Consider the following 11,801-nt stretch of genomic DNA (forward strand, 5'->3'; position numbering starts at 1 on the left):
CGGCGAACCGGCCGCGGGTGTCGGTAGGGTCGGTTTGTGCCCGATCCGATCCCGCAGCCGGTACTGAACCTTCTTACGCGGGCGGCCATCTTCCTGGTACTGACGATCGAGGACGGCGGTGAGGAAACCGTTCACGACGTGCTGCCTGACATTTCGGGCATCGTCCGCTCGATCTGGTTCCGAGATCCGGCCAAGGAGCTGTCGCTCGTGGCCGGTATCGGTTCGGCCGCCTGGGACCGCTTGTTCACCGGACCTCGTCCGGCCGATCTGCATCCGTTCATCGCTCTGGACGGCGGCCGTCATCAGGCCCCGTCGACCCCGGGCGACGTGTTGATGCACATCCGCGCGGACACCATGGACGTGTGCTTCCAATTGGCCGACCGGATGCTGCAGGAGTTCGGCAGCGCCGTCACGGTCGTCGACGAGGTGCACGGGTTCCAGTACTTCGACAACCGGGACCTGCTCGGCTTCGTCGACGGCACCGAGAACCCCAACGGGTCCACCGCGGCGGCCGCCGTTCAGATCGGCGCCGAGGACCCCGATTTCGCCGGAGCCAGCTACGTGCACATCCAGAAGTACGTGCACGCGATGGCGGACTGGCGTTCGCTGTCGGTCGAGGAACAGCAGCGGGTGATCGGCCGCACCAAGCTCGACGACGTCGAAATGGCCGACGACGTCAAACCTTCCAATTCCCACATCGCGCTGAACGTCATCACCGACGAAGACGGCAACGAGCTGAAGATCGTGCGCCGCAACATGCCGTTCGGCGAACTCGGCAGCGGCGAGTTCGGCACGTACTTCATCGGATACTCTGCGGACCCGGCCATCACCGAACGCATGCTGACCAACATGTTCATCGGTGATCCGCCCGGTAACACCGACCGGATCCTGGATTTCTCCACCGCTGTGACCGGCGGCATGTTTTTCGTCCCCACCATCGATTTCCTCGATGATCCACCGCCGCTTCCGGTTCCGGTCGAAGAACCCGCGACGGCCAAGCAAGACACCTCCCTGGCGATCGGCAGCCTGAAAGGAATCCCGCAATGAACAACCTGTACCGCGAGCTTGCCCCGATCACCGAGTCCGCCTGGGCCGAGATCGAACTCGAGGCCAGCCGGACTTTCAAGCGGCACATCGCCGGACGGCGCGTGGTCGATGTGAGCGAGCCCGGCGGCCCGGTTACCGCGGCGATCAGCACCGGCCATCTGCTCGATGTCAACTCGCCCGGTGACGGCGTGGTCGCCCACCTGCGCGACGCCAAGCCGCTGGTGCGGCTGCGGGTGCCGTTCACGGTGTCGCGCACCGCAATTGACGACGTCGAGCGCGGCGCCCAGGACTCCGACTGGGATCCGGTGAAGGACGCCGCCAAGAAGCTGGCGTTCGTCGAGGACCGGGCGATCTTCGAGGGCTACCCGGCGGCCTCGATCGAGGGCATCCGCAGCTCCAGCTCCAACCCGGCGCTGGCCCTGCCCGACGACGCCCGTGAGATCCCCGATGTGATCGCCCAGGCGCTGTCCGAGCTGCGGCTGGCCGGTGTCGACGGACCGTATTCGGTGCTGCTCTCGGCGGCGACCTACACCAAGGTCAGCGAGACCACGGCGCACGGCTACCCGATCCGCGAGCACCTGAGCCGGCTGGTCGACGGCGAGATCATCTGGGCGCCCGCGATCGACGGTGCGTTCGTACTGTCCACCCGCGGTGGCGATTTCGATCTGCAGCTGGGCACCGACGTCTCGATCGGCTACCTGTCCCACGATGCGGAGAGCGTGCAGCTGTACCTGCAGGAGACCCTGACGTTCCTGGCCTACACCGCCGAGGCCTCGGTCGCCCTCACCGCCTAGACCCCTTGCCCTTTGCACCGCGAGCGACCGTGCCTGTACGCCGACACGCCGCAGATTGCGTACCTCAGCGGTCGCTCGCGGTGCCGAGTAAGGCAGACAGCTAAACGGAGAGAACCGCGTCGAGCGCGGAGTAGAACAACCCGAGCCCGTCGTCGGACGGACCGGTCAACGCCTCGGTGGCGTGTTCGGGATGCGGCATCAGGCCGACGACGCGACGGTTGGCCGAGCACACGCCCGCGATACCGCGCATCGAACCGTTGAGGTTCTCGCGGTAGCGGAAGACCACGCGGTCCTCGCCCTCGAGTTCGTCGAGCACGGCGTCGGAGGCGACGTAACGGCCTTCGCCCGACTTGAGCGGGATCAGCAGGTCGGCACCGGCGTCATACCGGGTCGTCCAGGCCGTGGTGTTGGAGGCGACCTCCAGCCACACGTCGCGGCAGATGAAATGCAGTCCGGCGTTGCGGGTCAGCGCACCGGGCAGCAGCCCGGCCTCGCACAGCACCTGAAAGCCGTTGCAGATGCCCAGCACGGGCATGCCCTTGCCGGCAGCCTCCACGACCGAACCCATCACGGGGGCGAACTTCGCGATGGCCCCGCAGCGCAGGTAGTCCCCGTAGGAGAAGCCGCCGGGCACGACGACCGCGTCGACACCCTTCAGGTCCGCGTCGGCGTGCCACAGGCTGACCGCCTCGGCCCCGGCCAGACGGACGGCTCGGGCCGCGTCGACGTCGTCGAGCGTCCCGGGGAAGGTGATCACCCCGACACGGGTGGTCACGCGCCCTCCCGGCTCACCGAGAAGTCCTCGATAACGGTATTGGCCAGCAGAGATTCGGCGATCTCGGCCAGGGTTTCGTCAGCTACGGAGTCGTCGACTTCGAGCTCGAAACGCTTGCCCTGACGGACGTCCGAGATACCACCATGTCCAAGCCGACCAAGTGCCCCGACGATCGCCTGACCCTGCGGGTCGAGGATCTCCGCCTTGGGCATGACGTGCACAACCACCTTTGCCACGGCGCACACTCTACCGGCACGACCCTATGTAAGCCGTGCACAGTGGGTCGGCCAGCGCATCGAGCACCTGACGGTCCGCCGGAGCCGACCACGCGACCTGCGGTGGCGTGCTCGTCCACATGGCCAGCTCGACCAGGGTGCTGTTGTACGGATCGGCGAGCAGGTACTGGTGCAAGACCGTCCCATCGTCGAGGTTGACCACCGCTGCCAGCCGCCCGGTCCGCTCTGTGGTGATCGACGCCGCGTTCCCCGGGCAGGTGCGCAGTGCCGCAGTGGCCCCTTGCAGCACCGCCAACGCCGTCTGACCGCCTTGCCACGTCTCCCCGCGCCAATGGATGACCTGCACGCGCAGCTGCCAATGCCCCGCGGGCCGGGTCACCTCCGACCGCGCCGCCACGGCATAGCCGCGCGGATCCCCGGGCACCGGTGCCGACCCACATTCCTCCTCGAAGCGGAAGCGTGGTGAGACGGCGGTCACGGCCAGTCCGGCCAGCCCGGGCCAGCCGTACTCACGGTCCAACGGGAGTTTCGCCGTGTCCACCCATGCCGAATCCGGGATGCGGTCACACAGCGGCGGGCAGTCGGCGCTGGGCTCCGCCCAAGCCGAAGGGGGCGCTGCGGCCAGCCCGCAGAGCACGATCGACATCGCCACGATCACTCGCCATAACCCCACCGAGCGCCACAATATAGGTATGCAACTCACGCATTTCGGACATTCGTGCCTACTGGCCAGCATTTCGGACACCACCGTGCTGTTCGACCCGGGCAACTTCTCGCACGGTTTCGAAGGCATCACCGGTTTGTCGGCCATCCTGATCACCCACCAGCACCCCGATCATGCCGATACCGCCCGTTTGCCCGCGCTGATCGACGCCAACCCGCAGGCGGCGCTGTATGCCGATCCGCAGACCGCCGCCCAGCTGGGTGAACCGTGGCAGGCCGTGCACCCCGGCGACGCATTCCGGGTCGGCTCACTCAACGTGCGCGGGACCGGTGGCAAACATGCCGTGATCCACCCGGAAATCCCTGTGATCGACAACATTTCGTACCTGCTGGGCGACGACGAGCACCCCGCCCGGCTCATGCATCCCGGCGACGCCCTGTTCGTCCCTGGCGAACCGGTCGACGTGCTGGCCACCCCCGCGGCCGCCCCGTGGATGAAAATCTCAGAGGCCGTGGACTTCCTGCGCGCGGTGGCGCCGACGCGGGCGGTGCCGATCCATCAGGGCATCATCGAGCCGGGTGCGCGCGGGATCTACTACGGGCGGCTGGCGGAGATGACGAAGACCGAATTCCAGGTTCTCACCGAGGAAAACGGCACCGAGTTCTGAGTGCGAGCGGGCCTAGGCGATATCGGCGGCCGCGCCGCGCCCGGCCGCCCGGCCGGAGAAGATGCACCCGCCGAGGAAGGTTCCTTCCAGGGACCGGTAGCCATGCACCCCGCCACCGCCGAACCCGGCCGCCTCACCCGCGGCGTACAGGCCGGCGAACGCGGTGCCGTCTTCTTTGAGCACCCGGGAGTCCAGGTCGGTTTCCAACCCACCCAGGGACTTTCGGGTCAGGATGTGCAGTTTGACGGCGATCAGCGGACCTGCCTTCGGGTCGGTGAGCCGATGCGGGGCGACGACGCGACTGAACCGGTCACCGAGGTAGCTGCGGGCCGCCCGGATCGCGGTGATCTGTCCGTCCTTGGTGAATTTGTTGACCACCTCGCGGTCCCTGGCGGTCACCTCGGCCGCCACCGTGGCGTAGTCGACTTCCAGCACATCCGGCACGTCGTTCATCGCGGCCACCAGTTCACGCAGGGAGCGCGCGCTCACGAAGTCGACACCACGATCGACGAACGCCTGCACGGGGGCCGGCGCACCGGGTTTCACCCGTGCCAGGACGTCCCGCACACTGCGCGACGTCAGATCGGGGTTCTGTTCCTGGCCGGACAACGCGAACTCCTTGGCGATGATCCGCGCGTTGAGGATGAACCAGGTGTAGTCCTGCCCGGTGCGGCAGATGTGTTCGAGCGTGCCCAGGGTGTCGAAGCCCGGATACAGCGGGCCGGGCAGCCGTTTTCCGTTGGCGTCCAACCACAGTGACGACGGCCCCGGCAGAATGCGGATCCCGTGGTCGGGCCAGATCGGATCGTAGTTGGTGATGCCTTCGGTGTAGTGCCACATCCGGTCGCTGTTGATGACGTGCGCACCGGCGGTCTCCGAGATGCCGATCATCCGGCCGTCGACATGCGCGGGGACACCGCTGAGCAATTGCTCGGGCACCCGGCCCATGCGCGCCGGCCAGTTCTTGCGTACGAGGTCGTGGTTGCCGCCGATCCCGCCGCTGGCCACGATCACCGCAGATGCGCGGAACTCGAAGTCGCCGATAACGTTTCGCGACGACGGCGCCCCGCGAGGCGCGTCGGAGGGCTCCAGCACCGCACCCCGGACCCCGACGACGGCGCCCTCGGAGACGATGAGCTCATCGACACGGTGACGGTGGGCGAACCGCACCCGCGGCTCTCCCACCAGCCGGCGGGCGAAGACGTCGACGATCGCCGGCCCGGTCCCCCAGGTGATGTGGAATCGCGGCACCGAATTGCCGTGCCCCAGCGCCCCGTAACCGCCCCGCTCGGCCCACCCGACCAAGGGGAAGGTCTGCAGGCCGCGGGACCGCAGCCAGCTACGTTTCTCCCCGGCGGCGAAGTCGACATAGGCGTGCGCCCACTCCCGCGGCCAGTGATCCTCGGGCCGGTCGAATCCCGCGGTGCCCAGCCAGTCCTGCAGGGCCAACTCCTGGCTGTCGTGGATGCCGAGCCTGCGCTGTTCGGGACTGTCGACGAAGAACAATCCGCCGAACGACCAGAACGCCTGCCCACCGAGGTTGGCGGCGTTCTCCTGATCCAGGATGAGCACGCGGTGCCCGCGCTCGACGAGTTCGCATGCGGCGACCAAGCCGGCGAGACCCGCCCCCACGACAATGACATCGGCGTCTGCCATGAGACGCAAGACTAGCCCTAGTCAGGCGGCCTCGGTCAGTACCGAGAATCCTCGCCACTGGTAGACGGTGGGCACGCACCGGTGCAGCAAAGCCAGGTCGATCGCGTCGAGCATGGCCTGCCGGGGACCGGGCCTGCGCAGGTGCCGCGCGGCAACCGCGACGCGCACCGTGCCTTCGCGGCGCGCGGTGCGTTCGGCCGAGAGCACCACGGTGCGGCACCACCACGGCTCGGACAGAAAGCCCTCTCCGATGCCCACCACCCGGGCGCGCGTCGTGGTCTGGCGGACCAGGTCGGTGATGCCGTTCAGGTCGGCCAGCAGACGAAAACCGTTGCGCGGCAGGGCGGTCACCGTGCCCTGCGAGACGGTCCAGCCGGGGGCGGCGAACAGCCGGGTGCGCAGTCCCAGGTGTTCGAGCACCCGGTCGGCACCCATCAACCTCAGGTTGGCCTCATGGGCGGGCAGCGAGGCGAACTCACCGCGGCGCTTCTTGGTCGCGGCCTCGTCGTACCCGTGCAGCACGACGGCGTCACCGCCGCTGCGCCGGTGGGCCAGCCACTGCACGGTTTCGGCATCGCGGTCCAACCGGTAGCCGCCCTTGAGTCGCGGCGCCACCATCATCGAGGCGGGCACGCCGCGGGCGTCGAGTTCGGCGCAGAACGACGCGACATCAGCCATCGTGCGATCGCTGATCTGCGATATCGAGACGATGAGTTGTCCGGTCACGCTGCCAGTGTGGCAACGTCACATGTCGGGACGGTGTCGAACACTCTGACGCCGAATGTCTATTCGGCTAGAGCCCGATCACGCAGGCAGGACCGCTTCGATGGCCTCGATGACCTCGGGCGCGTCGGGTTCGGTGCGGGGCCGGAACCGGTTGGCCACCGTGCCACCCGGGGCCAGCAGGAACTTCTCGAAGTTCCACTGAATGTCGCCGGCTTCACCCGCTGCGTCGGCAGCCTGGGTCAGCTCGGCGTAGAGCGGGTGCCGGTCGGCGCCGTTGACGTCGGTCTTGGCCAGCAACGGGAACGTCACACCGTAGGTGGTCGAGCAGAACGTCTGGATCTCCTCGGCGCTGCCCGGCTCCTGGCCCATGAACTGGTTGCACGGCACGCCGACGACGGTGAGCCCACGCGCGGCGTAATCCTGTGCGAGTTTCTCCAGCGCGGTGTACTGCGGCGTCAGGCCGCATTTGGAGGCCACGTTGACCACGAGGGCGGCGCCCGTGGCCAACTCGGCCAACGTCGTCCGCCTGCCGTCGAGGGTGGTCAGCGGAATGTCGTTGAGGCTCATCGCCCCGAGGTTACCGGAGCTATCCCGACCTACTTGTCGAACAGGATCGCGGCCAGGCTCTCCACCTTGGCGATCGGATCGCCCGCGGTGTCGATCGCGTCGTTGAGCCACAGCATCGAAAATCCATGCACCAGAGACCAAGCGGCCAGCGCCGCACCGTCCGGATCGGCGGCGGCCTTCGGATCGGCCAGGGTGCCGACGCCGCGGTTCAGCTCCGCTCCGGCGGCCGACGAGGCTGCGACCAGCTCGGCGGCGGTGTCGTCGTAGAGCGATTTGTCGAACATCACCTCGTAGTGGCCGGGGTGGTCGAGGGCGAAGCGCACGTAGGCCTTGGCGGCGTCGATGAACTGCGGTCTGGCGTCGGTCAGGGCTGCGGCCAGAAGCTGAAACCCTTCGGTGGCCAGTGCGGTGAACAACCCGCGCCGGTCGGTGAAGTGGTGGGCGGGCGCCGCGTGTGAGACGCCCGCAGCGCGCGCGAGTTCGCGCAGCGAGATGCCGTCGGCGCCGCGCTCGGCCACCAGTTCGGCGGCCTGAGCGAGGATCACGGCCCTGAGGTCGCCGTGGTGATAGCCCATGCGAGCCATCCTAGCCCCACATCTTGACACCGACTAGATTAGGCGTAGCGTGGCGATCTAGACACCGACAAGATCGGAGCTTCGATGGCCGTCTTCCTGACCCTGATTCTGGGTAGTGTGGCCGCCCGGCTGATCGGCATGCTGGGCATGGACTACCTCGACAGTTGGCCCGAGGCGATAGCGGTCGGACTGGCCGCGATGTTCGTCATGACCGGCGGCGCGCACTTCGTCAATCCGCTGCGGCGCGACATGATCGCCATCGTGCCGCCGGCGCTGCCCGCCCCGGCCGCCCTGGTGACGGTCACCGGCGTGCTGGAGTTGGCCGGCGCCGCAGGCCTGCTCTACCCGCCCACCCGCGTGGCGGCCGCCGTGTGCCTGTTCCTGCTCATGCTGGCGATGTTCCCGGCCAACGTCTACGCGGCCAGGATGCCGAACCCACCGAAGTCGATGACCTCGCGGTTAGGCGTCCGGACCGCCGAAGAGGCTGTCTACCTGGCCGCGGCCGTAGTTGTCGCCGTCGGCGGCAGCTAGCAGCCAGGCGTACTGGAACGCGGCTTCCTTCCACCGCTCGTAGCGTCCGGACAGGCCGCCGTGACCGGCCACCATCTCGGTCTTGAGCAGCACGGGATGACCGTCGGTCTTGGTGTGACGAAGTGCGGCAACCCATTTGGCCGGCTCAACGTAGTACACCCGAGTGTCGTTGAGCGAGGTCATCGCCAGAATCGCCGGATAGTCCTGCGCCGCCACGTTCTCGTAGGGCGTGTAGGACTTCATGTAGCGGTAGACCTCGGGGTCCTCCAACGGATTTCCCCACTCGTCCCACTCGGTCACGGTCAACGGCAACGAGGGATCCAGGATTGTCGTCAGCGCATCGACGAACGGCACCTGGGCCAGAATCCCGGCGAACAACTCCGGGGCCATGTTGGCCACCGCGCCCATCAACAATCCGCCGGCACTGCCTCCGAGAGCCACCAGATTCTGCGGGCGGGTCACGCCGCCATCGACGAGATGGCGTGCCGCCGCGATGAAATCGGTGAACGTGTTCGTCTTCTCCAGCAGCTTGCCGTGCTCGTACCACGGCCGGCCCAACTCGCCGCCGCCGCGCACATGCGCGATCACAAACACCATGCCGCGGTCCAGCAACGACAACCGGGCGATCGAGAATCGCGGATCCTCACACGACTCGTAGGCACCGTAGCCGTAGAGCAACGCCGGCGCCGGGAACTGCAACCCGGCCCGGTGAATGATCGAGATCGGAACCCGTGCACCATCGGGTGCCGTTGCCCAATCCCGGCGCTCCACATAGTCTTCAGGCCGGTAGCCACCCAGCACCGGCTGCTCGCGCAGCAGCGTGCGCTCACCAGTGGCGAGGTCCAGGTCGTAGATCCGCGCCGGTGTGATGAACGACGTCGCGCCGATCCGCAACTTCGGCGTGGACCAGTTCGGGTTTCCGCCCATCCCCGCGGCGGTCAGCTCGGAATCGAAGGTCAGTTCCTCGCGCGTGCTGTAACCGTCCGTGGTGAGCGGCCACAGTGCCATCTTCGGCAATGCCTCACTGCGGTAACTGATCACCAGGAACCCGTCGAACGCGTCGACACCGTCCAGACGCACGTCGGACCGGTGCTCGATCAGAGTGCGGATATCGCTCGGGTCGCTGACCGGGGCCTCCACCAACATGAAGTTCTCGGCACCGTCGTTGTGCAGGATCAGGAACCGGTCCTCGCCCCCGACCACGGCGTGCTCGACGGAGTACTCCACCAGGTCGCGACGCTCCCACACCGTGGTGAACTCCGCCGTCGGGTCGTGGGCGTCGATGTAGCGGACCTCGGTGGTGACGGCGCTGCCCGATGCGACGAACAGGTACTTGTCGCTGCGGCTGCGCCCGATCGCGACCCAGAACCGTTCGTCGGGTTCGTGATACACCTTCTCGGAGGGCAGTCCGGAGGCCAACCTGTGCCGCCACACGGTGTCGGGCCGCCAGGCATCGTCGACCGTCGTGTAGTACAGCGTGCGGCTGTCGGCGGCCCAGGTGCCGCCGGCGCCGATCCCGGCGATCGTGTCGTCGTAGTGCTCGCCGGTGCGTAAATCCTTGAACTTCAAGGTGTATCGCTCGTCGCCCTTGACGTCGACGGAATACGCCAGGATGTTGCCGTCCAGGCTCACCGTGGCCGCACCGAGCGAGAAGTACTCGTGGCCGTCGGCCTCGACGTTCTCGTCGAGCAGAATCTGCTCACCGGGGATCTCGGCGCCCTCGTCGAGCGCGGGGGGCGTCCAGTCGTCGGGATCGCCGATCGGGCACCGGCAGTGCACCGCGTACTGCTTGCCCTCGAAGCTGCGCGCGTAGTACCACCAGCCGGCCCGGCGCATCGGCACCGACAGATCGGTTTCCTTGGTGCGAGCCTTGATCTCGTCGAAGATCTTCTGCCGCAACGGCTCCAGATGAGCGGTGGAGACCTCGGCGTAGGCGTTCTCGGCCTCCAGGTGCGCGATCACCTCGGGGTTGTCCTTGTCGCGCAACCATTCGTAGGGGTCGATGAACACGTCGCCGTGATGCTCGCGACGGTGGTTGCCGCGCTTGGCGACCGGTGGCTGTGCGGACTGTGTCATGCGCCGATCCAATCGTCGAACCGCAGGCCCGAAATCCGTTCGTATGCCTCGATGTACCGGTCCCGGGTGGCTGTCACGATCTCCTCGGGCAACGGCGGCGGCGGGGTGTCGCCGTGCCGGTCCCAGCCGGAGTCGGGCCCGGTCAGCCAGTTGCGGACGAACTGCTTGTCGAAGCTGTCCTGGACCACACCCTGCTGATAGGTCTCGGCCCGCCAGTACCGGGACGAATCCGGGGTGAACACCTCATCGGCCAGCACCACGTTGCCGTGCTCATCGACACCGAACTCGAACTTCGTGTCGGCGATGATGATGCCCTTGGTCAGCGCGTGGTCCGCACCCTGCACGTAGGTCTGCAGCGTGCGTTCCTTCAGCTGGCTGGCCAGCACGGGCCCGACCAGATCGATCACGGTGTCGTACGAGATGTTCTCGTCGTGCTCGCCGATGTCGGCCTTGGTGGCCGGGGTGAACAGCGGCTCGTCGAACTTGCTCGCCTCCCCCAGACCCGGCGGCAGCGGGATACCGCACACCGAACCCGACGCCTGGTAGTCGAGCAGCCCCGAGCCGGTCAGGTAGCCGCGGGCCACGCACTCCACCGGCAACATCTTCAGTTGCTTCACCACCAGCGCACGGCCCAGCACCTCGGCGGGGATGCGCTCGTCGTCCGGCGGGCCGGCCAGGTGGTTGGGCGCGCTGATCAGGTCGAAGAAGAACACGCTCATCGCCGTCAGGATCCGGCCCTTGTCCGGGATCTGCGAGTCGAGGACATAGTCGTAGGCCGAGATGCGGTCGGTCGCCACGAACAGCAGGTGCTGGTCGTCGATGCGGTACAACTCGCGGACTTTGCCGCTGGCCAGGTGCTGGTAGTCGGACAGAGCAGGGCGCATTGGGCCAGCCTATGTGTTGGGATCGGTCTCATGAGATCGCGGTACCTGCCCTATGCCAGCAGACCCGGCCGCTTGTTGGCCCAGTTGTTCAGCGATGCGGCCGTGATCGCCTGGACCGCGGTGTGGATATTGGTGGGGTTGGCGGTGCATTCGGCGGTGGCGACCATCGCCGAGGTCGGCAGGCAGGTCCAGAGCGGCGCGAACGGGGTTGCCGACAACCTGGGTTCCGCAGGTGACAGCACCGACAACGTTCCCCTGATCGGTGACACGCTGAGCAAGCCGCTACGTGCTGCCAGTGAAGCGGCCCTCGACATCGCCGGTGCGGGCGCCAACCTGGACAGCACCGCGAGCTGGCTGGCCTGGGTGCTGGCCCTGGCGGTGGCCGCCGCGCCGATCCTGTTCGTGGCGATGCCCTGGCTGTATCTGCGGGTGCGGTTCTTCCGGCGCAAGTGGACCGCGATCACCCTGGCCTCGACCGCGGCCGGGGAACAGCTGCTGGCACTGCGGGCACTGGCCAACCGGCCGCTGGCCAAGCTGACGGCGGTGTCCGATGACCCTGTCGGCGCCTGGCGCAGTCAAGACCAGCGCGCCATTCGCGGGCTG

14 protein-coding genes are annotated in these 11,801 nt (G+C 67.5%); 5 read left to right on the forward strand and 9 right to left on the reverse strand.

The genetic code is table 11. The features are described 5' to 3' along the window. The first annotated feature begins 36 nt into the window (after window positions 1–36). On the forward strand, window positions 37–1,047 hold the full coding sequence (locus tag EH231_RS18410; protein ID WP_124713026.1) for a Dyp-type peroxidase: 1,011 nt from the start codon (window positions 37–39) through the stop codon (window positions 1,045–1,047). Beyond that, entirely contained in the window at window positions 1,044–1,841 is a 798-nt protein-coding gene (locus EH231_RS18415; protein WP_044520506.1) for a family 1 encapsulin nanocompartment shell protein, read from the forward strand. The genes EH231_RS18410 and EH231_RS18415 overlap by 4 nt, the downstream gene beginning before the upstream one ends. A 100-nt stretch (window positions 1,842–1,941) precedes the next feature. Here the strand turns inward: EH231_RS18415 and purQ are convergent, their stop codons facing one another. Genes purQ through EH231_RS18430 form a run of 3 tightly spaced genes read right to left on the reverse strand, consistent with a single transcriptional unit; the run spans window position 1,942 to window position 3,498 of the window. Next, window positions 1,942–2,616: a phosphoribosylformylglycinamidine synthase subunit PurQ gene (gene purQ, locus EH231_RS18420; RefSeq protein WP_044520507.1), complete on the reverse strand. Its 675-nt coding sequence runs from the start codon at window positions 2,614–2,616 to the stop codon at window positions 1,942–1,944. After that, window positions 2,613–2,852 carry a phosphoribosylformylglycinamidine synthase subunit PurS gene (gene purS / locus EH231_RS18425; RefSeq protein WP_044521864.1) on the reverse strand — a complete coding sequence of 80 codons (240 nt, stop codon included), beginning with the start codon at window positions 2,850–2,852 and terminating at the stop codon, window positions 2,613–2,615. The genes purQ and purS overlap by 4 nt, the downstream gene beginning before the upstream one ends. Window positions 2,853–2,862: 10 nt before the next feature. Then, a complete protein-coding gene (locus EH231_RS18430) occupies window positions 2,863–3,498 on the reverse strand; it encodes an ATPase (protein ID WP_124713027.1) in 636 nt (211 codons plus the stop codon). 46 nt (window positions 3,499–3,544) lie between these two features. Between EH231_RS18430 and EH231_RS18435 the strand changes: the two genes are divergently transcribed. Then, window positions 3,545–4,183, forward strand: a complete 639-nt coding sequence (locus EH231_RS18435) for an MBL fold metallo-hydrolase (RefSeq protein ID WP_164480941.1) — start codon at window positions 3,545–3,547, stop codon at window positions 4,181–4,183. A 12-nt stretch (window positions 4,184–4,195) separates the two neighbouring features. On the opposite strand, the gene EH231_RS18440 is transcribed toward EH231_RS18435, so the two are convergent. The 4 genes from EH231_RS18440 to EH231_RS18455 all read right to left on the reverse strand — a co-directional run bounded on the left by EH231_RS18440 (window position 4,196) and on the right by EH231_RS18455 (window position 7,707). Then, the gene (locus tag EH231_RS18440) at window positions 4,196–5,839 is read right to left on the reverse strand and encodes an FAD-binding dehydrogenase (RefSeq protein ID WP_090426597.1); all 1,644 of its coding nucleotides are present in this window, start codon (window positions 5,837–5,839) and stop codon (window positions 4,196–4,198) included. A gap of 21 nt (window positions 5,840–5,860) precedes the next feature. Continuing rightward, window positions 5,861–6,565, reverse strand: a complete 705-nt coding sequence (locus EH231_RS18445; protein WP_124713028.1) for a DUF2334 domain-containing protein — start codon at window positions 6,563–6,565, stop codon at window positions 5,861–5,863. Between the two features lie 78 nt (window positions 6,566–6,643). Beyond that, window positions 6,644–7,132 carry a glutathione peroxidase gene (locus EH231_RS18450; RefSeq protein WP_124713029.1) on the reverse strand — a complete coding sequence of 163 codons (489 nt, stop codon included), beginning with the start codon at window positions 7,130–7,132 and terminating at the stop codon, window positions 6,644–6,646. Between the two features lie 29 nt (window positions 7,133–7,161). Further along, window positions 7,162–7,707 (reverse strand): TetR/AcrR family transcriptional regulator, encoded by a 546-nt coding sequence (locus EH231_RS18455; RefSeq protein ID WP_124713030.1) that lies wholly within the window; start codon window positions 7,705–7,707, stop codon window positions 7,162–7,164. Window positions 7,708–7,791: 84 nt separating this feature from the next. Here EH231_RS18455 and EH231_RS18460 point away from each other — a divergent pair, with 84 nt between their 5' ends. Beyond that, window positions 7,792–8,238: a DoxX family protein gene (locus EH231_RS18460; protein ID WP_124713031.1), complete on the forward strand. Its 447-nt coding sequence runs from the start codon at window positions 7,792–7,794 to the stop codon at window positions 8,236–8,238. On the opposite strand, the gene EH231_RS18465 is transcribed toward EH231_RS18460, so the two are convergent. Together EH231_RS18465 and EH231_RS18470 are read right to left on the reverse strand one after the other, a co-directional pair. Beyond that, window positions 8,167–10,314: a S9 family peptidase gene (locus EH231_RS18465; protein WP_124713032.1), complete on the reverse strand. Its 2,148-nt coding sequence runs from the start codon at window positions 10,312–10,314 to the stop codon at window positions 8,167–8,169. The two genes, EH231_RS18460 and EH231_RS18465, sit on opposite strands and share 72 nt — an antisense overlap. Then, window positions 10,311–11,198: a phosphoribosylaminoimidazolesuccinocarboxamide synthase gene (locus tag EH231_RS18470; RefSeq protein WP_090426583.1), complete on the reverse strand. Its 888-nt coding sequence runs from the start codon at window positions 11,196–11,198 to the stop codon at window positions 10,311–10,313. The genes EH231_RS18465 and EH231_RS18470 overlap by 4 nt, the downstream gene beginning before the upstream one ends. Before the next feature lie 30 nt (window positions 11,199–11,228). Between EH231_RS18470 and EH231_RS18475 the strand changes: the two genes are divergently transcribed. Further along, window positions 11,229–11,801 (forward strand): hypothetical protein (locus EH231_RS18475; protein WP_124714312.1); only part of this gene is annotated, 573 nt, incomplete at its 3' end.

The organism is Mycolicibacterium nivoides, from assembly GCF_003855255.1.
Lineage (GTDB): Bacteria > Actinomycetota > Actinomycetes > Mycobacteriales > Mycobacteriaceae > Mycobacterium > Mycobacterium nivoides.

Excerpts from the sequence above, each read along its gene's own strand:
- EH231_RS18450 (WP_124713029.1), bottom strand. The coding sequence starts at position 7,132 with ATGAGCCTCAACGACATTCCGCTGACCACCCTCGACGGCAGGCGGACG.
- EH231_RS18435 (WP_164480941.1), top strand. The coding sequence starts at position 3,545 with ATGCAACTCACGCATTTCGGACATTCGTGCCTACTGGCCAGCATTTCG.
- EH231_RS18460 (WP_124713031.1), top strand. The coding sequence starts at position 7,792 with ATGGCCGTCTTCCTGACCCTGATTCTGGGTAGTGTGGCCGCCCGGCTG.
- EH231_RS18415 (WP_044520506.1), top strand. The coding sequence starts at position 1,044 with ATGAACAACCTGTACCGCGAGCTTGCCCCGATCACCGAGTCCGCCTGG.
- EH231_RS18430 (WP_124713027.1), bottom strand. The coding sequence starts at position 3,498 with ATGTCGATCGTGCTCTGCGGGCTGGCCGCAGCGCCCCCTTCGGCTTGG.
- EH231_RS18465 (WP_124713032.1), bottom strand. The coding sequence starts at position 10,314 with ATGACACAGTCCGCACAGCCACCGGTCGCCAAGCGCGGCAACCACCGT.
- EH231_RS18455 (WP_124713030.1), bottom strand. The coding sequence starts at position 7,707 with ATGGGCTATCACCACGGCGACCTCAGGGCCGTGATCCTCGCTCAGGCC.
- EH231_RS18440 (WP_090426597.1), bottom strand. The coding sequence starts at position 5,839 with ATGGCAGACGCCGATGTCATTGTCGTGGGGGCGGGTCTCGCCGGCTTG.
- EH231_RS18470 (WP_090426583.1), bottom strand. The coding sequence starts at position 11,198 with ATGCGCCCTGCTCTGTCCGACTACCAGCACCTGGCCAGCGGCAAAGTC.